We start from the raw sequence: 21,549 nt of genomic DNA, 5'->3' as shown, positions 1-21,549 counted from the left end.
TTTTAAGTATCAAAAAAAGGAAATGTTCTGTCCTTTGAATTTTCAGTTGTAATATATTTAGGTCGTCCAGACCCGTCGCTACGCAATTTTGCAATTGGCTCCAAAGTGTCGCATCATCAATCGGTTGCATTGCAGTTTGGTTGCGGCTATGCCGCGCTATGAGCCAATTGCGAAACGGCGAAGCAATTGTTCGGAACGATCTAAATGAATGATAAATGAAAAGTCAAAGGACAGAACATTTCCTTTTTTTGATACTTAAAAGATAATTTATTGAAAGTCAAAACATATTCCCGCTTGGTAGCGGGAGTTTTGCAATTCCCTCATATGTCAACGGATTTCACGAAGGAGCAGGTTATGGAAGATTACAAGGTCGCCGACATCGGTTTGGCGGAATGGGGTCGCAAAGAGATCAACATCGCCGAAACCGAAATGCCGGGCCTGATGGCCATACGCGAAGAGTATCGGGGCAAAAAACCCCTCGCCGGAGCCCGCATCGCCGGCTGTCTGCACATGACCATCCAAACGGCGGTGCTGATGGAGACCCTGGTCGACCTGGGCGCGGAAGTGCGCTGGTCCTCCTGCAACATCTTCTCCACCCAGGATCACGCCGCCTCCGCCGTGGCGGCCCGCGGCATCCCGGTCTTCGCCTGGAAGGGCGAAACCGAAAAAGAGTTCTGGTGGTGCATCGAGAAAACCATCGACGGCCCCAACGGCTGGCGTCCCAACATGATCCTCGACGACGGGGGCGATTTGACCCTGGTGATGCACGAACCCCGCTACGCCGAGCATCTCAAGGAGATTCGCGGCATCTCGGAAGAGACCACCACCGGCGTGCATCGTCTGGGCGAGATGTTCCGTCGCGGTGAACTGAAGGTGCCGGCCTTCAACGTCAACGACTCGGTCACCAAATCGAAGTTCGACAACCTCTATGGCTGTCGGGAATCCCTGATCGACGGTATCAAGCGGGCCACCGACGTGATGATCGCCGGGAAAATCTGCGTGGTCTGCGGCTACGGAGACGTGGGCAAGGGATGCGCCCAGGCTTTCCGCGGCATGGGCGCCAGCGTCTGGATCACCGAGATCGACCCCATCTGCGCCCTGCAGGCCGCCATGGAAGGCTATCGTGTGGTGACCATGGACGATGCCGCCTCCCAGGCGGATATCTTCGTCACCGCCACCGGCAACGTCGACGTGATCACCCGCGCCCACATGGAGCGCATGAAGGATCAGTCCATCGTCTGCAACATCGGCCACTTCGATTCGGAAATCGATATCGCCGGCATCCGCAACCTGCCCTGGGAGAACATCAAGCCCCAGGTGGACCACGTCATCTTCCCCGACGGCAAGCGCATCATCGTGCTGGCGGAGGGGCGTCTGGTCAATCTGGGATGTGCCACGGGTCATGCCAGCTTCGTCATGTCCAACTCCTTCACCAATCAGGTGATGGCGCAGATCGAGCTGTGGAACAATCCGGGCAAGTATCCGGTGGGGGTCTACGTTCTGCCCAAGCATCTCGACGAAAAGGTGGCGACCTTGCACCTGAAGAAGCTGGGGGCCAGACTGACGCGGTTGAGCGAGAAACAGGCCGAATATATCGGCGTGGGGGTCAACGGTCCTTACAAGCCGGAAACCTATCGGTATTAAAAGTACGATTCCGGGGGGGGGAGTACTCCCCCCCCGAATAGTGCCTTTCAATATTTTATCTTTTAAGTATCAAAAAAAGGAAATGTTCTATCTTTTGATTTTAAAAGCATAAAAAGATAACAAAAAAGTCAAAGGACAGAACATTTCCTTTTTTTGATACTTAAAAGATAACATATTAAACGTCAAAGGATTATTGACGTGTCGGTACCAGCGGCTGGATGACCCCGCCATTCACCTGCAACAGTTGATAACGATGCTGACTGGTGCCGTCGGCCAGAAAGCGCACCCGTCCACTGGAGCCGCGAAATCCTGCGGGACGCATCAGCTCCTCCCTCCAGGCAGGCCCACCCAGGCGCTGCGCCCGCAACAGTTGACCCAGAACCGCAAAACTGTCATAGGTCAATTGCGCCAAAGCGGGTGCTTCCTCCTTCCAGTTGGCCGAATAACGGGTTTTGAACACGGGGTCGACGGGGTTGTCGCAGAAGAGAGCCCCTTCGAAGAACTCGCTGCCCTGAGAGAGCAATGCCGGACGGTTCCACAGAGAGGTTCCCAGGAACTGCACCTGAGGATGCCGCAAATGGAACAGCGCCGCCTGAGGCACCACGAGGCGAGCGGTCTCCGCAGGCATGGGCAGGAAGAGCAGGTCGAAATCGACCTTCGGGCCCAACTCTCCGGGATTGCGGGGCCGGGGTGGATCGGAGGGGTCGAGACCGGGCCGGGCGGAGGCGGCCTGCAGACGCTGGGCAGCGTTCTTCTGTCCCAGATTGGCCAGCTCCTTGAGCCAGGGGGTCATGTCCGTGGCCTCGGGCGGGAAAAAGAGGGTATGCACCACCTTGCCTCCCCGGCTTTCCATCTCCTGGGCAAAGGCCTTGGAAGTCAGGTGGCCGTAGTCGGAGTCGGGAGCCAGAATGGCGGCGTAACGCAAACCACGATCCCGTACCGCGTGCCGGGCCAGGAACTGGGCCTGCAATCCGGGCTGAAAGGCGTGCAGGAAGATGTTGCGCTGGTTGACCCGGGATTCGAGATTGAGCAGCTCGGCGCGCGGGTTGAGAACCATGATCGGTTTGCCGGCAGCCAGGGCTACGGGAACGGCCCCCTGAGCGGAAGCCTGCAATACCGGACCGACGATCAGTTCCACACCCTGTTCGAGAAGCTGACGGGTTTCACGCGCGGCGCTTTCGGCATCGGTGCCGGAATCGGCGATGGTTACGGCGATGGGCACGTCCCGATAGTCGGAAACGGCCTGTTGGGCCGCCAGAATCAATTGACGTCCCATGGTGGCGTAGGAACCGCCCGTCGGCACCAACAACCCCACCTTGAGAGCGGGAACGAGGCTGGCGGCCTGCAACCGCTGATTGGCCTCCCCGGCGGCCAGGCCGATGGATGCGTTGGGGTCGCTGCCTTCACCGGCACTGACGGCTTTGGACCAATAGGCGCGGGCCTGCTCTTCCTGACCGGCTTCCGCCAGACGGTCTCCCAACTCCACATGCAGCCAGGGCGTCAGAGAGGTGTTGCGTCCCGGTTTCGACAGGCTTTGCAGCTCTTCCTGGGAGAGGGAGGATAAGACCTCCGTCAGAATCAGGCGGTGTTGAGGCTGAAAAGCCAGGCGTTCCAGACTGCCGGGGGTTGGCAGCGCCGTTTGAGCGGTGCCGGGATCGAAATATCCGGCGAGAACGGACTGCCAGGCCTGGGCATCGGGAACGGCGCCGGGTTGCAGAGGAGGCGGCGCGACCGGCGCGGCCTGCGGCATCGCCGGGGGTGGGGAGGCCGGAACGGGCATCTCTTGCCCTGCGCCGGGTTCGGGCGTAACGGGTCGTTCCAACGCCGCGCCGGGTCCGGCGGGCAGATCCTGGGCGGTGACCCGGGGTGGTTTGATCAACACCGGGGGTGGAACCGGTTTGGCGGCGGGCGGCGGGGTTTTGGCCGTCTGGGATGAAGCGGACGACTTCGCCGGTTTGGTGTCGTCAAAGGATTTCTGGGTGGCTTTACGCCCCGGAGCGCCATCCTTCGGGGCGGGGACCGCAGGGGCTTCCGCCTTGGAAGCGGAGGCTGCGGGGGAGGGGCGGTCCGTGGCACAGGATTGCAGGAGCAGAAGCGCCGTGGCCAGTATCGCAAGCGATCGGGAAGAAGACATGGACGGGATCCGGGATGCTGAGCAGGGGGTTTCGGGAACGCTGTATGTGGTTCCGACCCCCATCGGCAACCTGGAAGACATGACGTTGCGCGCCATCCGGGTGTTGAAGGAGGTGGACCGAATCCTGGCGGAAGATACCCGACATACCCTCATTCTATGCCACCATTTCGGGATTGCAACCCCTTTGACCAGTCTGAACGAGCATAATCTGGCGGAGCGGCTGCCGGAAGTGTTGGCTCGCCTGGAAGGGGGGGCCTCCATGGCGCTGGTCAGCGATGCGGGCACACCGGGCATCAGCGATCCCGGTTCGCCCCTGTTGGAAGCGGTGCTGCAACGGGGTATCACGGTAAGGGCTCTGCCGGGGGCCTGCGCCGTGACCACCGCCTTGTCGGCCTCGGGCTTTGCGGCGCAACGCTTCGTCTTCGAGGGTTTTCTGCCCCGCAAGGGTCGGGATCGGGCCCGGCGCCTGGCGGAGATCGCCGGGGAAGATCGTACCGTGGCTTTTTACGAATCGCCCAAACGGTTGGAAGAGACCTTGAAGGATCTTGAACGGGTTTTGCCGCCGGGGCGGCTGGTGGTGATAAGCCGGGAGTTGAGCAAACGCCATGAAAGCTGGTATCGGGGAGATGCGGCTGCGTTGGTCCGGCAGTTCGCCGGCTGGACGCCCCGTGGAGAAGTGACGGTGATGGTGGCCGGGGCCAGCCGGGGGGAACGACCGGAGGTGGAGGCCCCTGCGGTGGAGGTGCGCTTGAAGACGTTGTTCGACCAGGGCCTGCGGGTGCGGGAGGCGGCCTCGGCCGTGGCGCGGGAGACGGGTCTGCCCCGTGGCGATGTCTACCGTCTGGCTCTGGACCTGCGGCGACAGGGGGAGAATCCCGATTCATGACCGGGACGGAAGGCGGTCAGCATCTGCGTCTGGGTCGCCTGGGGGAGAATCTGGCGGGTTGGTATCTGCGCCTGCACGGCTACCGCCTGCTGGGTCGCAACGTGCGCCTGCCCACGGGTGAGATCGATCTGGTGGCGGTTCAGGGGGAGATTCTGGTATTTTGCGAGGTGAAAACCCGTCGGCACCGGGGTTGCGGTACGGCGGCGGAAGCGGTGGACGAGCGCAAGCAGCTTCGTCTGGCCCGACTTGCGGAGGAGTATCTGCAACGGCATCCCGCCTTTCGGGAGAGCGCGTGCCGCTTCGATGTGGTCGTGGTGTATCGGGAAGGTTTGTTCTGGCGGGTGGAGGTGATCGCCGATGCCTTTCGCCCCGGGTGGTAGACTGGCCAAAAAGGGACTTTGCCAATGAACAGGATCGGATGGTTGGTGATGGGATGGGTGATGCTGGGCGCTTCGGGCTGTGTGCCGGTGGCGCTTGTGGGTACGGGATTGGTGACCACCAGCGCGTTGGGAGAACGGCGGGGTCCCCAGGAGTATTTCGAGGACCACTACGTAGCGGTGAAGATCCGCTCGGCTTACATGCAGAGCAATATCGTCAAGCTGGGCCACGTCAACGTCTCGGTCTATCGCGGGGATGTGCTGCTGACCGGTTCGGCGGAATCGGAAAAGGAGATCAGCGAAGCCGTTCGTATCGCCAAGGAGACCCGTGGCGTGTTGCGCGTGGCTTCGGAGTTGAAGGTGCAACCCCAGTCGGCGGAAGAGATCGCCAAGGACTCCCTGATCGGCAACGCCGTGAAGATGAAGATCCTGGCGGATGAAAAGGTGCGAGGCCTCGACATTCATGTGGAAACCACCAAGTCGGTGGTCTACCTGACCGGCATGGCCCATACCGTGGGGGAACGGGATCAGGCCATCAAGGTGGCCGGTTCGGTCGATGGGGTGAGAGAGGTGGTCTCTTACATCGAGGTGAAGGAGAACACCTATCCGGTGGAACGGAAGGCTCCCCAACCCCTCAAGATCGAGCCTTGAGCGAAACGGGGCATAGCCCCCTGCCGGAAGGGTTTCTGAACGCTCTCCGTCAGGCGGTGGGCGAAACCCGCCTGCTGGCGGAAAGCGTGGCTCTGCAGGCCTACGCCTGGGACAATACCGGCCTGCCCCGCTTGCCCCATGCGGTGGTGCTGGCGGAGAGCCGGGAAGAGGTTCGCGCGGTGTTGGCCTTGTGTCGGCGACATCGGGTACCGGTGATTCCCCGGGGAGCGGGCACCGGCAACGTGGGCGGCGCCCTGGCGGAAGCGGGGGGGGTGGTCCTTTCGCTGCAGCGCATGAACCGCATCCTGGAGATCAATGCGGCGGATCGTCTGGCGGTGGTGGAACCGGGGGTGATCAACGGTGATCTGCAGGAGCGCCTGCGTCCCCTGAAGCTGTGCTGGCCCCCGGATCCCTCCTCGTCGCGCAGTTGCAGCATCGGGGGCAACATCGCCATGTGCGCCGCAGGTCCCGGAGCCATCCGGCACGGGGTGACCCGTGACTGGGTGTTGGGTCTGGAGGCGGTTCTGCCGGATGGCCGGGTGATTCACAGCGGCAGCCGCACCACCAAGAGCGTGGTGGGCTACGATCTGACCCGGCTGCTGGTGGGCTCGGAAGGAACCCTGGCGGTGGTGACCGGGGCCACCCTGAAGCTGTCGCCTCTTCCCGAAGCCAGAGGATTGCTGCGGGCCGTTTTTGAAGATGTGGCCCTCTGCGCAGCGGCGGTGGCCGGTCTGATGGATCGGGGCGAGCCCCCCTCGGCCATCGAATTCCTGGACGGCTCCTCGTTGCAACTGCTGCGCACCCATGCCGAGGTGGTTCTGCCGGAGCGGGCAGGGGCCATGCTGCTGCTGGAGGTGACGGGCACAGCACGCGAAATACCGCTGCTCCTGACGGAGATGGAAGAGCGTCTGGCGCCGTTTCAACCCCTGGAGGTGGCGCGATCGGCCTCGGCGGCGGAGGCGGCCCAGGTTTGGGCGGCGCGTTACGCCCTCTCTCCCACCCTGAAGAAGCTGGCCCCGCGTCGCATCAACGAGGATGTGGTGGTACCCGTCTCCCGGCTGGCGGAGCTGATCACCTTTCTGGAAGAGCTGTCACGTCGGAGCGGTATCCCCATCTGCAACTTCGGCCACGCCGGCAACGGCAACATTCATGTCAATTTTTTGATCGATCCGAAGGATGCGAGCCTGATGAGCCGGGCGGAAGCCCTTCTGGAGCAGCTCTTCCGCCAGGTGATCGCTCTTGGGGGTTCCCTCTCCGGGGAACACGGGGTGGGTATGCAGAAACGCGCCTTCGTGCCTCTGGAGATCGATGCGGTCACTTTGGAGCTGCAACGTCAGCTCAAGGCCTTTTTCGATCCGGAGAATATTCTCAATCCGGGAAAGATCTTTCCTTGAAATCTTTTGACTTTCAATATGTTATCTTTTAAATATCAAAAAAAGAAAATGTTCTATTCTTTGACTTTTTCTTTTTAGTAAAAGAAAAATATGGTTAAAATTGTCTATAAGTCCGAATGATTAAAGAATAAACGTCAAAAGATAGAACATTTTCTTTTTTTGATACTTAAAAGATAACATATTGAAAGTCAAAGGATATACTAATATATCCCCCGCCCGGAACGGAGACCCGGATGATTGTCATTCCCGTTGACCCTGCCCCCCAGGAGGCCTTGCTGACCAGGATTCGCACCCTCTCCCCGGATGCCTCTATGGTTCTGGGCATGAAGGCTTTGGTCGGTCCTCTCCATGCGGGCAGCCGGGACGACTTTCTGCGCCTCATGCTGGCCACGGGAACCGACTCCTCGACGGGCAAGAGCTGGTCCTCACCCCTGCTCTCTTCCATCCTGACGGATCTGCGCGAAGCGGCCTTGCTGGATAACAGACTGGCCTGTTCCAACAAGGTGGTGCTGCATCTGGCCACCCTGGAAATCCTGAAATCGTCCCGGGCGGATATTTACTATCAAGCCGTGATCAAGACCTTTCCGATGACTGGCAGCCACGGTTATCGGGATGACATCATGAGTAACAGCAGCACGTTGCGCCGCCTGCGGCTTGCGGTGTATGTCAACGATGAGGTGACCTATACCCTGTTGCGGGACCGATATGAAAAAGCTTACCGATATCTGTCCCACCTGGACCATTTCCTGGCAGACCACTTTCTTTCGGTCAACCTTGACGCCGCCTGGTTCGACAGCCGCGAGGCGGCGATACGCGACGATCTGCTGGGCTATAAGATTAATTATTATTTAAGTTATGGAAAGAGACCGCTCGATTACCCATCTTTAGCTTCTTGTTTCCGGGAGCGGTTGGCGCAATCGACCTCCCCGGAGGTGGTGGCCCACTTTTCCGGCCTGGAGCTTATTGCCGGCAACCTGGAGGGGCTGCAGCGCCAGCTTGAACGCCTCAACGAATCTCAGGAAGGCATGCGGATCTGCATTCGGGGGGGGTTGGCCCTGTTACGGGGGGATATGGCGGGAGCCGTCGGCCATTTCCGGATGGCGTTGAAGAAGAGCCGTTCCGAGACCCGTCGCCGTCGCTATTTTCCGGGTGATATCTGGGGGCTGTGCCATCTGATGGCGATGTTCGGCAGTAACGATGCCACCCTCCATGAGCAGATCCAGGAGGGTCTCTTAGCCGGAATAGGCGATACAGCATATTTTCGCTCGGGATTTCAGGCGCTGCAGGCCCTGCTCTGGCTGATCCAGGGCCAGGAGAGCAAGGCCCGTTCCGTGTTGCAGCAACTTCGGCTGACCATGCCCGTGGAACCCTTTTCCGCCGCATGTGTCTGTCTTGCGGAGTATTTTCTGGATCCGGCTCTGGCCGCAAAGCACCGGGAGGACAACCAGCGTCGGCAAAAAGCCCTTCAGGGTGTTCTGCCTCTGTTGGCCCACCTGCACGGTTGCATCCTGGCCCGCCTCGACGGCATTCCCGTTCCCGAGTCTCCCTGGTTCGACTTCACCACCCTCGTCCACATGCAGGAGCCCTGGGAACGGGCCTTTGAAGGCCTTGCCACCTTTTTGCGCTCCGGCAGAACCGAGGCCGTGCCACCGGTGACCCGGAACACCACCAAACGGCTGGCCTGGTTCGTTGACCCCAACGAGGGTCGGGTGACGGTGATGGAACAGAGCTTCCGCCAGCGCGGCGGCTGGAGCGAGGGTCGCGCCGTCGCCTTGAAGCGTCTCTTTCAACGGGATGAGCGGCTCGACTACCTGACTTCCGAGGATCTGGCGGTGGTGAGGACGTTGCGCATGGAGAACCTCTCCTGGAACAGCGGCGTCGAGTATGACTTCGACCACGACAAGGCCCTGCTGGCCCTGGTGGGCCATCCGGTACTCTTCGACGCCCGCAATCGCGACCGGAAGGTCGAGCTGGTGCGTTATCCGGTGGAGCTGGTGGTGAATGATACGCCCAGAGGCTATCGTATCGGCCTCTCCCATGTAGCTGAAATACCCAAAGTATTTATTGAGGAGGAGAGTCCCGGTCGTTTCCGCCTCATCGAGTTCACTGCGCCGCTGGTCGGTTTGAAGGCGATTTTGGGAAACCATGGGCTGGAGGTGCCGAAAGCGCTCAAGGATCGCCTCATGGACCTGTTCCAGGAGCAGGGACTGGCGCTGCCGGTGCGTGCCGAAACGGTGGATGTCGAGATCGATGCCGTGGATGGGGATGCCACGCCGATCGTGCAATTGCGCCCACGGGAGACGGGTTTGCAGGTGGCGTTGCAGGTGCGTCCCGGCGGAGAGGGCGGTCACGCCTTTATTCCGGGCAAAGGGGCGGCCACGGTGCTGATGCAGGAAAACGGGCGGCATCGGCGGATCCGGCGCAACCTGAAGGAGGAACAAAACAATGTGGCCGCCCTGGTGGAGGCGCTGCCGGGGTTGCAAGGCCTGCTCGACGGCGGTTTCGAAGCAGTCACCGATACGCTGGAGGCCAGCCTGGAGCTGCTGCTGGCCTTTCAGGAATCTACCCTGCCCGTGCGGGTGGAGTGGCCGGAGGGCAAACCGCTGCGCGTCACCCCGTCGCTTGGAGGCAAACAGCTCGCTCTCCACCTCAAACAGAGCCGCGACTGGTTCCACATCGATGGCGAAATCCGGGTGGATGAGGGTCAGGTTCTGCTCATGAGGGAGTTGCTGGAACGTTTCGAGCGGGCCGAGGGGCGTTTCGTTCCCCTGGACGATGGCCGTTTCATGACGCTGACCAACCATTTCCGCCACCAGTTGGAGCGGCTGAAAGCGGTGACGGAGGCGGAGAAAGAGGGGCGGCGACTGGCTCCCCTGGGCTCGATGGCCCTTCAGGAGCTGATGGAGGAGGCGGGGGAGGTCAAGTCGGACCGGGCCTGGAAGGCGCTGCAGCAACGCCTGCGCCAGGCCGGGGCCCATCAACCCGAATTGCCCACCACCCTGCAGGCGGAGTTGCGGGATTATCAGATGGAGGGTTTCGTCTGGATGTCCCGGTTGGCTTTCTGGGGCGCAGGGGCCTGTCTGGCGGACGATATGGGTTTGGGCAAGACGGTGCAGGCCATCGCCGTGATGTTGGAACAGGCGCCTCACGGTCCCTGCCTGGTGACGGCCCCCACCTCGGTGTGTCACAACTGGGAACGCGAGTTGAGCCGTTTCGCCCCGAGTCTGAAGGTGGTCAATCTGGCGGGCAGCACCGTGTCGGAACGGGCCGGACTGCTGGAGTCGATGGGCGCCATGACCGTGCTGGTGACCAGCTACGGGCTGCTGGCCGTGGAAGAGGAGCGCCTCGCCAAGGTGACCTGGCGCATGCTGGTTCTGGACGAGGCCCAGGCCATCAAGAACGCCGAAACCCGTCGCGCCCAGGCCAGCCGGAAACTGCGGGCCGCCTTTCGTCTGGCTCTCTCGGGAACCCCCATCGAAAACTATCTCGATGAGTTGTGGAGCCTGTTCAATGTGATCAATCCGGGTCTGCTGGGCTCACGGGAGAGTTTTCAGAGACGTTTCGCCGCGCCCATCGAAAAAGGGCGTCATCCCGCCGCCCTGCAGGCTTTGCGGGCCATGGTGCGTCCCTTCATCCTGCGACGCACCAAAAGCATGGTCCTCGCCGAACTGCCGCCCCGTACCGATGTCACCCTGGAGGTGGAGCTGCCGGAAGAGGAACGCGCCTTCCAGGAGGCCTTGCGCCGCCAGGCCCTGGAGGCCCTGGAAAGCCTGAACGAGGTCGACCCCGGACAACGGCGCTTCCGCATTCTGACGGAGATCACCCGTCTGCGCCGCGCCTGCTGCCATCCCGGACTGGTCGATCCCGAAACCCCGCTGCCGGGGGCCAAGCTCGCCCTTTTCCTGGAGCTGGCGGAAGAGCTGATTCGCAATCGCCACAAGGCGCTGGTTTTCAGCCAGTTCGTAGGTCAGTTGGAGAAGGTTCGCACCGCTTTGAACGAGCGGGGGGTGCGCTATCAATACCTGGATGGCTCCACTCCGGTTCGGGAGCGGGAGAAGCGGGTCGATGCCTTTCAGGCCGGGGAAGGGGATCTGTTTCTGATCAGCCTCAAGGCCGGAGGCCTGGGTCTCAATCTGACCGCCGCCGATTATGTGATCCATCTCGATCCCTGGTGGAATCCCGCCGTGGAGGATCAGGCGTCGGACCGGGCCCATCGTATCGGCCAGGAGAGACCCGTCACCGTCTATCGGTTGATCGTGCGGGAGAGCATCGAGGAAAAAATTCTGCAGATGCACCGGGAGAAACGGGATCTGGCCGACTCCCTGCTGGAAGGTTCCGATACGGCGGTGCGGCTGACGGAAGAGGATCTCCTGGCCTTGATTCGCGGCTGAACGATCTTTCGGAGAGAGTTGTCCCTCTCCGACAACACATTTCCCCGTGATTGGACCGGGTTGAGTCGAGCAACCTTTTGACTTTCAAGTCTGGTTTCTCTAGCATAAGCAAATTTAGCTGGGAGGGTTCCAGCGCCCTCGGGGGCTGTTTCTCCGGGGAGGACATTGCACACCCCGAATTCCACCGGGATGGAGACGTTCCATGAGCAGAATTGCGGACATCGTCCTTCCAGACGACTATCGGCCAAACCCGGACGATCCTTACATGACCCCCAAGCAGCGGGCCTACTTCCGCAAGCTTCTGTTGCAGTGGAAGAAGCAGCTCATGGAAGAGGCCGAAAAAACGGTTTCCGTCATGCACGAGGAGAAGGCCATCTTCGCCGACCCCACGGACCGGGCCACCCTGGAGGCGGATCGCAACTTCGAACTGCGCACCCGGGATCGGGAACGCAAACTCATCGGCAAGATCGATCGCACCCTGGAAAAGATCGAACAGGATGAATACGGCTACTGCGACAGTTGCGGCGTCGAAATCGGATTGCGCCGCCTCGAAGCCAGGCCCGTGACCGATCTTTGTATCGATTGCAAGACCAAGGAAGAGCGCATGGAAAAGATGCGCCGTCCCGTCGAGGAAGAGACGGGGGAGTTTTAATCCCGAACCGGTCGACCCCGCCCGGCTGACCAGCAGGCCATGGCCTCGGTCAGCCGGGGGGGGGAACCGGCGGGAAACAGCCCGCTGATCATGGCCGCGCCTGCGGCCTTCGAACCGACGATGGCGGGCAGCTCCTCCACCCCGATGCCGCCGATGGCGATGACCGGCCAGGTGGAGAGGACGCATGCCCGGGCCAGAAGAGCCACGCCCCGGGGTTGCAGCGCATCTGCTTTGGTGGTGGTGCCGAAAACCGGTCCGAACCCGATGTAATCCGCCGCTTCCCCGTTGGCCCACCGCACTTCGTCGAGGGTGTGGGTGGAAAGTCCGATCAACGCCTCCTGCCCCAATTCCCGTCGACACTCCGCCACGGAGCGGTCGTTCTGTCCCACATGAATCCCGTCGGCCCTGCAAAGCCGCACCAGTTCCGGATGGTCGTTGATCAGAATCCGTGTATCCGAGGCGTGCCGCCGCAGCAGGGAAACCCAGGTTTCGGTAAAGGCGCGACACCGTAGCGGGGATCCCTTGCAGCGCAACTGCACCTGGAACGGAGCGCAGACTCCCAGCAGGCGGGCCAACGCCTCTTCATCCGGACGAATGGCCTCCAGCCAGGTCTGATCGAGGATGGGGTAGATGCCACCGATAGGGATCATGACGGCCTACAGCGAATCGAAGAACTCCCGATCGATGGTTTCCGCATCGCCCATGTTGAGTCCCACCAGGCGGCGCAGATGGCTGAAACTCTCCAGATCCAGATCGACGAACAGAATGGCGGCGCCCCGTTCGGGATGGGCGTTGATCACCCAGCCCTGCAAGACCATCTGCTCTTCCCCCAGGGGGAAGACGCCGCGCAACAGGGTGCCCTTCGGCGGCAGCGGCTCGCTGAAAAAGAGCATGCCCTTGAGGCTGATGTCGCTGAAGGCCCCGGAATAGCTTTTCCCCTCCGGGGTGTTCAGGGTGATATCGTGCTGAAAATGAACCCGGGTGAAATGGCGGCGTTCTTTTCCGCTTTTGATGTCGCTTTCCATGCCATGACTCCTTTAGACAGCCCACTCCTGCAGGTTCCCCAAAATCTCTTCAGCCCGATTGCGCAGCAGGCGGGCTCCGGGTTGGGTGACCAGAACCGAAGCCGCCTGACAGGCGAGTCGCCCGGCCCGCTCGTATGAAAAACCGTGGCTGATGCCATAGAGAAAGGCTCCGGCGAAGAGATCCCCCGCTCCGTTGGTATTGACGGGCACCACGGCCACCCCCGGGATTTCCAGGGTTTGGGCGCCATCCCACAGCAGAGCCCCGCGGCCACCCAGGGTGACGGCGAAGGCGCCCACCCGTTGCCGCAATGCCGCCAGCGCCTGGAGGAGATCGTCGCTTCCGGCAAACATCAGCGCCTCCTGCTCGTTGCAGAAGAGCAGGTCGATGCCCTGGGCCAGTATCTCCTCGAAACCCTCCCGGAAGAATTTGATCATGTTGAAATCGGAGAAGGTCAGCGCCGTGGCCACCCCTTGCCCGCGGGCCATGCGGGTGAGATCCACCGCCGCCTGCCGTCCCCCGGGAGAAGAGACCAGATAGCCTTCCACGTAGCTATACCCGGAGCCTGCCAGATCCTCAAGGGCAATCTGAGTCATGTCGATTTGGACCGAGATGCCCAGACAGGTACACATGGTGCGTTCCGCATCCGGGGTGATCAGCACCAGGCATTGACCGGTGGTTCCCTCCGGCAGTCGGGAGAGTCGGGTGGTCACCTCGTTTGACGCCATGTCCTCCAGGAAGAAGTGGCCCGGTTCGTCATCGGCCACCTGAAAGGCCTGAAAGGCCTTGCCGCCGAATTGGGCCACGGCAATGACCGTGTTGGCTGCGGAACCGCCGCAGGAACGGCTGAGCGGGGTGTTTCCCAGGGCGGATTTCAGCGCGGCCAGGCGCGATTCGTCCACCAGAGTCATGGAGCCCTTTTCCAACCCCATGGCGGCGAGAAAGGCATCGTCCACCCGGGCTTCGGCATCCACCAGGGCATGTCCGATGCCAAATACGTCGAAGGATTTCATGGGCAAAATATCCTGAAAAAGAGCTGATCGAACGGCACTCTCCCCAGGATAGAGGAGGAGAGGTTCCTTGTCATCCGATTGCTTCGTTTCAGCCGGGTTTACCGGTGGGTGAAGGGGTGATCAGAGATTCGTCGCGTTTGCGGGCCAGGTGTTTGCAGATCAGCCGCTTCAAGGTGGCGTGCAGTTCGGGATTGCTGACTCCGGACAGAATCTCTTCCGCCTGGGCCTGTTCTTCCGGGGTGGGCGGGGGCAGGGGTCGACTGACAGGGGTGGTTTCGGGCTGGGCGAACTGCAGGGAGCCTTGCTGAAAACGCAGCTCCCGGATATCGAGCGCCGGCAGATGCACTTGCAAGGCTTGCAGAATCTCTCCTTTCAGAAAGGTGAGCTGATTCATCCAGGCGGGGGAATCGACCCGAACGGTCAGGGCATGACGGTCCAGACGCACGGGTTCGGTATGGGAGGCGACGCGGGAGCCGACACAGCGTCGCCAGTCCCGCCACAACAACTGCGCCCGGGATTGGGGGTGGTTCAACAGCGGTTCCACCAGACGGCGCACCGTCGCCCCGACGGGCGTCAGGGAGGAGGCCCTGCCGTCGCGTTCCGGATCGGCGGGATAAAAACGCTCCCGTCTCATGGATGAAACCCGAGGCGACGAGCGTTCACCGCCGCATCCCCCCGGTCTTCCGGGAAGAGCCTATTTGCCGGCATGGGGCCGGTCAAACGTGATGGCCACACCCTTGAGAACCCGCAACTTGCGCACGAAGCCGTTGAACTCGTTGGTGATCTCCTTGGTGGTTTCAGGAGAGGTGATGATGGCGTCCGCGCCGATCTGGGCCGCTTTGGTGCGCATTTTTTCCATCAGGAAGACTTCGGAGCTGACCTGTTCGTTGCCGATGGTCTCCAGTCGGGCGATCTCCCGATAAGGCTGGCCGGGCGGGGCGGAGAGCAACAGAACGGCTCCGCTGTTGGGCGCCGCTTTCAGACTGGGATCGACCAGCGCGACGTTGGTAACCGCCTCCGGCGTGGCGCAGGCGCCAAGCAGCAGGCCCAGAACGGCAAACCGAAGGGGAGAAGACATGGACATGCCTCGATCAGGAAAGGAGGAGGAGGTGAAACCGCACCCATTCTATCCGTTTCTCCGTCACTTCCCAAGCGATGATACGGCTACGAAGCAAAACCCTGCGGATGGATGGACTGCGATGTCATGGCGGAAGAGCGGATGCGGCAAGCGATCCGTGTTGCATCAGGCGACCCACCGGTGCGGTACCGGCTTGGGGTCGCCAATCGCCTAACCGTCTTCTTCATCCGCCAATGGGGGCATGGTTTCCACCGGCAGGGTGATCTCAACCTCCAGACCACCTTTCGGTCGGTTGCGGGCGGTGATTTCGCCCCCATGATCCCGCACCGCCCGGGCGGCAATGGCCAAGCCCAGTCCATAACCCCCGCTGCCCCGGTCCCGGTCCTCTTCCACCCGGAAAAACGGTTCCATGAGACGCGGCAGATCCTTTTCCGGCACCCCTGGCCCGGCGTCTGTCACCCGGAGGCGGGCCCGCCGGTCCCCGACCGACAACGCCACCGCGATTTCCGCCCCTGCCGGGGAGTGGCGCAGGGCGTTGCGCACGATGTTTTCCACGGCAGAGTGCAGCCGTTTGCCATCTGCCCACAGAAAAGCCGTTTCCTCAACCGACAGGGCAATACGGTCAACCGGACCGCCGGTTTCGAAACGGGCATCGGCCACGACGGAGGCGACCAGCGCACCCAGATCCACCAGACTCTCTTTTCGCACCGGGCCGGACTCTTCCGGGCGGGAGACCCGGATGATCTGTTCGATCAGTTCGTCAAGGCGTTCCAGTTCCAGCGCCAGTCGCTGCAAATGGTCGATGCGAGCCTCCCCCTCCTGTTCCGCCAGACCCAGAGCCACCCGCATGCGGGCCAGGGGAGAACGCAACTCATGGGAAACATCCCGCAGCAGGCGTTTCTGACGGTGAAACTGCTCCTCCAGACGCTGCGCCATGAAATTGAAATCCCGAGCCAGATCGTCAAGCTCGTCCGGAATGAGGCGTGAGCCGGCCGGGGTTCGAGTGGTCAGATCCCCTTCCGCCAGGCGCAGAGCGGTATATTGCAGACGCTGCAACGGCTTGGTGAAATGGCGCGCCAGCAGAAAGACCACCAGACCGCTGAACAAAAAGACGGCCAGCGGAAACAGAGGATACTCCCGCAACAGCATCGACCAGGGGTGCGGTATGCGGGTCATGGCCACCCGATAGTGGTTTCCCTCCGGATCATCGACCGGCAGGCTCATATGGGGAGGGGGTTCGTTGGGCGGCAGGGTGAAGCCTTTGAGAAAAGGCGGCGGCGGAAGCGGAAGCCCCGAATCAACGGGCGCATGTCTCAGATAGGCGGGTGGGGTGCGCCCCGATAGATCTTCCCCGGAGGCATCGAGGACGAACAACTCCTCTCGAAAGGGACTTTTTTCCAGATGGGTCCGGGTAGTGGCGATCCCGTGTTCCCTGAGCAGATTGACCAGGGTGCGACGCTCCGTGATGGTTTTCAGCAGATGCTGTTCCAGGAGGGGATCGAGGAAATCGCGCAGGGTGTGTCCACCCCAGAAGAGCCCTCCACCCAGAAAGAGCACCGCCGCCCAGAAGGTGAGAAAGAGCTTGAGAAAGAAGCGCATGATTATTCCTCGACAACCGGCGCCACGAAGAGATAGCCGCTGCCACGAACGGTCCGTATCCGGGGGGTTCCGTCGGCAGCTTCCCCCAGTTTGCGTCGCAGACTGCTGATGTGAAGATCCACACTGCGGTCATAACTGGTCAACTGACGCCCCAGAGCCTGGCGGCACAGAAACTCCTTGGCGACCACCTCCCCGGCATTTTGCATCAGCAGATGCAGCAGATTGAACTCCGCTCCGGTAAGCTCCACGGGTTGATCGCCGACACAGACCCGACGCGATCCGGGATGCAGGGTGACGGAGCCGATGTGCAGGATTTCCCGGGGGGCCTTGGTGCTGGTGCGACGCAGCACCGCTCGCAACCGGGCCACCAGTACTTTCGGGTTGCACGGCTTGGTCAGATAATCGTCGGCCCCGATCTCCAGGCCCAGAATGCTGTCCATCTCTTCGCCGCGCGCAGTCAGCATCAGAACCGGGGTCTTCTTGCGTTCCCGCAGACGGCGCACCACGTCGAAACCGTTCAGACCCGGCATCATCACATCCAGAATCAGGGCGTCGTACTGTTCGGCCAAGGCCTGGTGCAGGGCGCCGAGTCCATCGTGACGACACTCGCAGCGAAAGCCTTCGGCGACCAGATACAGGGCCAGCATGTCACACAGTTCGCGATCGTCATCCACTATCAAGATACGGTGCATGGCCACTCCGCAGCGGAAAGGAACCCGACGGAAGAACATTGTATCGGCAACGCGGTCGAATGGAATCGGCCTTTACACTTCTTCACACTTCTTCGACACATCCTTACCGAAACCTGCTCTATTCTTTGGGCCGTGAAGGAAGGGGGCCTCGCGTTGACGCGAGTCGAACGGCGCAGGATGTTCCAGGGGTGGGACGATCCGGCGTCGCTACGCATTCCGAAGGGCGATTGCAGCGGAAGCGGATCTTCCTGCACAGAGGCCCGGCGTCAAACGCCGGGCCTTTTTTTGTTGTCTGAATCGATGGGGAATATTTTTCCATATGCACGGCATCTCCTGCCTGGGCAAACTTTTCCCATTCAATACTTGCCATCTAAACTTCCTTGATTTTACAGCACGTTGCTGATTGGCACGGGCTTCGCAATACCTCCATCAACACCGCATCGTCCCACCCCGACGACCATCCGATCCTTTCCTCCCGGCAGATTCCGGAAACGATTGACTGCCTTGTTTGAATCCGCGTTCCCGCTCGTTCGCGGAAACCTCAACCGTTGGAGAATGGACAATGAATGTGATGTCGATGGGTGGTATGGGCGGCATGATGAACATGGGTGGCATGAGGGGTATGGGTGGTATGAAGGGCATGGGCAAGCCCCCCTCGGCGGACGAGATGATGAAAAAGATGGATCAGGATGGGGATGGCTCCATCAACTCCGCCGAAGCCAAAGGCCCTCTGTCCAAAATGTTTTCCGGTGCCGATACGGATGGCAACGGCAAGCTCGATTCCGCCGAATTGCAGAAGGCCATGGAAGCTTTTCAGAACCAGATCAAGGGGCAAAAAGGCCTGGGAGCCCCGCCGTCTGCTGCGGATTTGATTGCCAAAATGGACAAGGATGGCGATGGTGATCTTTCCGGCGAAGAGGCGGAGGGTCCGCTGGCGGATCGTTTCGCCAAGGCGGATACCAATGGGGACGGCAAGGTCGATCAGAAGGAATTGGAAGCCGATATGAAGACGATGCGGAAGGAGGGGGGACCCGGAAAATCCGGGCAGGCGCCTTCTTCGCAGGATCTGCTGAAACTCCTGGACGCCAACGGGGACGGCACGCTGGCGGCCGATGAGATGAAAGGACCTTTATCCAAACAGTTTGGTCGCATCGATGCCAACGGCGACGGCAAAGTGACCCAGGACGAACTGCAAACCGGATTGGACACCTTGCGCCAGCAACATGAAAAGGGGGAAGGCAAGCAGACCATGGGCCGTCATCCCGGAACCAGCAGCGCCTTCGGTCTGGCCAATTACAGCCTCTCCTCCCGCAACAGCTCGCTCTTTTCCACCCGGTTGTTCTCCGCTTCGACTTCCCAGACGGTGTGATGTAAACGATTTCACGTCTCCCGGAGTTTGCCAACTCCGGGAGACGTTTCCCCTGCTGATCGGGACTACTTCGTCTCGACCATTCCAAGACGACGCAACGCTTCCAGGGCCAGGGATTTGCGCAAGGGGGCCTCTTCCGGGGACTTCATGCGGATATTGACGGCAAAGGCGACCTTTTTATCCCGGTTTTCCACCCAGCCGACATACCAGCCGATCATGGGTTTGGCGGACATGGCCCATCCCGTTTTGCCGAAAAGACGTGCTTCCCCGATCTCTTCCTTGGGGAGGATGCGGCGCACTGCGGCAAAGGTGGCGGGTGAAAAAGGCAGTTGTCCCTCGGCGACGCGGGCCATGAAACGGGCCGCCTCTTGGGCGGAGAGGACCAGGGGACCATCCAGCCAGAAGCGATCGACCACGGTGCCGATCTCCCCGTTGCCGTAGTCGAGCTTGCCGACCCACTCCTGCATGCGTTGCAAACCGATGCGTCGGGCGATGCCCTGAAACACGGGTACCGAGGAGACCGCCATGGCCTCCTGCAGACTCAGCTCCTTTTCCCAGGTTTTGAAGGGCAGGGGTGCGCCATCCCACGGAAAGCGTTCCTCTTCCTGCACCAGGCCGTTTTCCAGGGCGATGAGGGCGTTGACCACCTTGAAGGTGGAAGCGGGCAAATACCGCTTCCCGCTGGCAACCTCATCGGAAACCCGCAAGGTTTGTGAACCGGTCTCCGTCAGGACGATGCTGCCTTCCATTCCGGCCTGCCGCAGGATGTCGGCCAGTACGGGTTCGGGGACCACTTCCGCCCGACAAGGGGAGAGGGCCAGAAACAGTCCGAGGAAAAAGAGCCATAAACGGTGTTGCATTTGGGGAACTCCCTTTCATTATGGGACAATTCGTACTCTTCAAGTCCTGCTCCTTGTTTGTCACGGCCCCTTTCGCTACTCTCCGTCAGGAAGAGAGTGATCCTATGCGATGGACAGGGAGGCCAACGATGAACGGATGCGCCAAACCATGGCTGCTGCCGCTGTTTCTGGTCGGGCTTGCGAGCTGCTCTCCGGGGATCCAGGAGTTGCCCATCTATTATGCCCGGTCGACTCGGGAAGCACCCGTCACCGGCGCACCCGTCGCTCCGAAGGAGGAGCCCCCCTCCGTGGCGCGGCCTCCGGCGGTGGAGGTTGCACCGTTGCCTCCTTTAACGACAGCATCCGCGCCTCCTCCTGTCAAGGAGACCCCGGCTCCCCCTCCGGCCATGTTGCCCCGTCCCGAGATGAATTCCCCGGCTTCCAAGTTGCGTCGACCCTCGTTGCCCGGCCGTCTGGGCGTGAAGCCCCCGGCCTCCCCGGCCAAAGCCCTGCCGTCGGCTGCCGCCGAACCCAGCCCCTCCGCTCCCGTTGCGGAAGCCGCAGTGGCGGAAAGCCCCGTTGAAAAAGTCGCCACACCCATAGCCCCGCCGGAAAGTCCCGTCCCCACCGTGACGGCGGCGGCTAAAACGGAACCCCCTCCGGCTCCGGCTGCATCACCTTCCGCCAACCGGTTTTACGTGGAGGTGGGCCAGTATCCCTCCCAGGAACAGGTGCATTCCAGCAGCCAACGCCTGGAGGATCTCGGTTTCCCGGTGGTGAAGAAGCCCTTGCGCAAGGGTGAACGCACCCTGGTACAGATTCTGGCCGGACCGTTCCAGGATGAGTCCGCCGCCAAACGGGCCGCCGCTCTGCTCTCCCGCCAGGAGGGTCTGAAGGGGCAGGTGGTTTACGGGCCGCCGTGAGGAGGGGACGAGCCGCCATGACCGATTCGAGCCAAAGCAACGATGCCCTCTACCACCGCCTCTTTTCCCACCCGGAGATGGTGGCGGATCTGCTGAGCAGTTTTCTCGCTCCGGACCTTGTCGCCGAACTCGACCTGCCCCGCATGAAACGGCTGAACACCAAGTTTACCAGCCAAAAAGGGCAACGTCGTCAGGGCGATTTGATCTGGGAGATTCCCACCCGGCGCGGCGGCAATCTCTTTGTGTTGCTGATTCTGGAATTCCAATCCACGGTGGACGAGTGGATGGCGTTGCGCATCGAAGTCTACACAGGGCTTCTCTATCAGCAGTTGGTCGACGAACGCCGCTTGAGACCGTGCGACGGGCTGCCTCCCGTCCTGCCGATCGTTCTGTTCAACGGGGAATCCCGCTGGAATGCCGCCACCTCCCTGGGGGAGTTGATCCATCTTGCGGCGGAATCTCCCTTGTGGAAATACCAGCCGGAATCGCGCTACTATGTGATTGACGAGGGACGCTTTCCGGAAGAGGCCCTGCAAGGCCGTCAGGAGTTGAGCGCCCTGCTTTTTCGACTGCAACACCCGGCCAGTCCGGAAGCCATACTGGAAACCGGTCGGCAGGTGGTGGCCTGGTTCGCCGAACATCCGGACGGCCCTCCGGTCAAACGGCTGTTCCGCGAACTGCTGGCCGCCGGTTTGGAGAGGTTCCAGGGCTCCAACTCCCTGGCCTCCATTCCCGAGGAGCTTGAGGAGGTGGTGAACATGTTGACGACACATTTTGAGAAATGGGCCAGGGATTACGAACAGCGCGGTTGGCAGATGGGACGTCAGGAGGGACGTCAGGAGGGACGTCAGGAGGGACGTCAGGAGGGACGTCAGGAGGGACGT

Annotated in this window: 19 protein-coding genes; 10 read left to right on the top strand and 9 right to left on the bottom strand. The window is 61.2% G+C overall.

Annotated elements, in window-relative coordinates:
• Positions 1-324 precede the first annotated feature (324 nt).
• Positions 325-1,644 carry an adenosylhomocysteinase gene (locus HQL56_08400; protein ID MBF0309533.1) on the top strand — a complete coding sequence of 440 codons (1,320 nt, stop codon included), beginning with the start codon at positions 325-327 and terminating at the stop codon, positions 1,642-1,644.
• 190 nt (positions 1,645-1,834) lie between these two features.
• On the opposite strand, the gene HQL56_08395 is transcribed toward HQL56_08400, so the two are convergent.
• Positions 1,835-3,778 (bottom strand): penicillin-binding protein activator, encoded by a 1,944-nt coding sequence (locus HQL56_08395; protein MBF0309532.1) that lies wholly within the window; start codon positions 3,776-3,778, stop codon positions 1,835-1,837.
• Here HQL56_08395 and rsmI point away from each other — a divergent pair.
• The 6 genes from rsmI to dksA all read left to right on the top strand — a co-directional run bounded on the left by rsmI (position 3,777) and on the right by dksA (position 12,129).
• Positions 3,777-4,664: a 16S rRNA (cytidine(1402)-2'-O)-methyltransferase gene (gene rsmI / locus HQL56_08390; protein MBF0309531.1), complete on the top strand. Its 888-nt coding sequence runs from the start codon at positions 3,777-3,779 to the stop codon at positions 4,662-4,664. The genes HQL56_08395 and rsmI overlap by 2 nt on opposite strands.
• Complete coding sequence (locus HQL56_08385) at positions 4,661-5,044, top strand: YraN family protein (GenBank protein MBF0309530.1); 384 nt, start codon at positions 4,661-4,663, stop codon at positions 5,042-5,044. Before rsmI ends, HQL56_08385 begins: the two co-directional genes overlap by 4 nt.
• Positions 5,045-5,068: 24 nt before the next feature.
• Positions 5,069-5,692, top strand: a complete 624-nt coding sequence (locus HQL56_08380; GenBank protein MBF0309529.1) for a BON domain-containing protein — start codon at positions 5,069-5,071, stop codon at positions 5,690-5,692.
• 20 nt (positions 5,693-5,712) lie between these two features.
• Positions 5,713-7,086, top strand: a complete 1,374-nt coding sequence (locus HQL56_08375; GenBank protein MBF0309528.1) for an FAD-binding protein — start codon at positions 5,713-5,715, stop codon at positions 7,084-7,086.
• Positions 7,087-7,319: 233 nt separating this feature from the next.
• Entirely contained in the window at positions 7,320-11,477 is a 4,158-nt protein-coding gene (locus tag HQL56_08370; protein ID MBF0309527.1) for a DEAD/DEAH box helicase, read from the top strand.
• Positions 11,478-11,679: 202 nt separating this feature from the next.
• Complete coding sequence (gene dksA / locus HQL56_08365; GenBank protein MBF0309526.1) at positions 11,680-12,129, top strand: RNA polymerase-binding protein DksA; 450 nt, start codon at positions 11,680-11,682, stop codon at positions 12,127-12,129.
• Here the strand turns inward: dksA and HQL56_08360 are convergent.
• From HQL56_08360 to HQL56_08330, 7 genes are all read right to left on the bottom strand, one after another.
• Complete coding sequence (locus tag HQL56_08360; protein MBF0309525.1) at positions 12,126-12,779, bottom strand: thiamine phosphate synthase; 654 nt, start codon at positions 12,777-12,779, stop codon at positions 12,126-12,128. The genes dksA and HQL56_08360 overlap by 4 nt on opposite strands.
• Before the next feature lie 6 nt (positions 12,780-12,785).
• Complete coding sequence (locus HQL56_08355) at positions 12,786-13,154, bottom strand: PilZ domain-containing protein (protein MBF0309524.1); 369 nt, start codon at positions 13,152-13,154, stop codon at positions 12,786-12,788.
• Positions 13,155-13,166: 12 nt separating this feature from the next.
• The gene (locus HQL56_08350; protein ID MBF0309523.1) at positions 13,167-14,165 is read right to left on the bottom strand and encodes an adenosine kinase; all 999 of its coding nucleotides are present in this window, start codon (positions 14,163-14,165) and stop codon (positions 13,167-13,169) included.
• Positions 14,166-14,253: 88 nt separating this feature from the next.
• Entirely contained in the window at positions 14,254-14,799 is a 546-nt protein-coding gene (locus HQL56_08345) for a DUF721 domain-containing protein (protein MBF0309522.1), read from the bottom strand.
• A 60-nt stretch (positions 14,800-14,859) separates the two neighbouring features.
• A complete protein-coding gene (locus HQL56_08340) occupies positions 14,860-15,243 on the bottom strand; it encodes a hypothetical protein (GenBank protein ID MBF0309521.1) in 384 nt (127 codons plus the stop codon).
• A gap of 210 nt (positions 15,244-15,453) precedes the next feature.
• The gene (locus HQL56_08335; protein ID MBF0309520.1) at positions 15,454-16,842 is read right to left on the bottom strand and encodes a HAMP domain-containing protein; all 1,389 of its coding nucleotides are present in this window, start codon (positions 16,840-16,842) and stop codon (positions 15,454-15,456) included.
• A 2-nt stretch (positions 16,843-16,844) separates the two neighbouring features.
• Positions 16,845-17,534 carry a response regulator transcription factor gene (locus HQL56_08330; protein MBF0309519.1) on the bottom strand — a complete coding sequence of 230 codons (690 nt, stop codon included), beginning with the start codon at positions 17,532-17,534 and terminating at the stop codon, positions 16,845-16,847.
• 562 nt (positions 17,535-18,096) lie between these two features.
• On the opposite strand from HQL56_08330, the gene HQL56_08325 reads away from it, so the two are divergent.
• Positions 18,097-18,903, top strand: coding sequence for an EF-hand domain-containing protein (locus HQL56_08325; protein ID MBF0309518.1), 807 nt, complete (start codon positions 18,097-18,099; stop codon positions 18,901-18,903).
• A gap of 65 nt (positions 18,904-18,968) precedes the next feature.
• Here HQL56_08325 and HQL56_08320 read toward each other — a convergent pair whose 3' ends face one another.
• Positions 18,969-19,763 (bottom strand): class D beta-lactamase, encoded by a 795-nt coding sequence (locus tag HQL56_08320; protein MBF0309517.1) that lies wholly within the window; start codon positions 19,761-19,763, stop codon positions 18,969-18,971.
• Between the two features lie 128 nt (positions 19,764-19,891).
• Between HQL56_08320 and HQL56_08315 the strand changes: the two genes are divergently transcribed.
• Both HQL56_08315 and HQL56_08310 read left to right on the top strand, forming a co-directional pair.
• A complete protein-coding gene (locus tag HQL56_08315; GenBank protein ID MBF0309516.1) occupies positions 19,892-20,665 on the top strand; it encodes an SPOR domain-containing protein in 774 nt (257 codons plus the stop codon).
• Positions 20,666-20,682: 17 nt separating this feature from the next.
• On the top strand, positions 20,683-21,549 hold an 867-nt coding region (locus HQL56_08310), incomplete at its 3' end, for an Rpn family recombination-promoting nuclease/putative transposase (protein ID MBF0309515.1).

This window comes from Magnetococcales bacterium (genome assembly GCA_015231925.1).
In the GTDB taxonomy this organism is placed as follows: Bacteria; Pseudomonadota; Magnetococcia; order Magnetococcales; family JADGAQ01; genus JADGAQ01.
The sequence above is the reverse complement of the archived record's forward strand: the minus strand, read 5'-3'. Positions and strand labels throughout refer to the sequence as shown.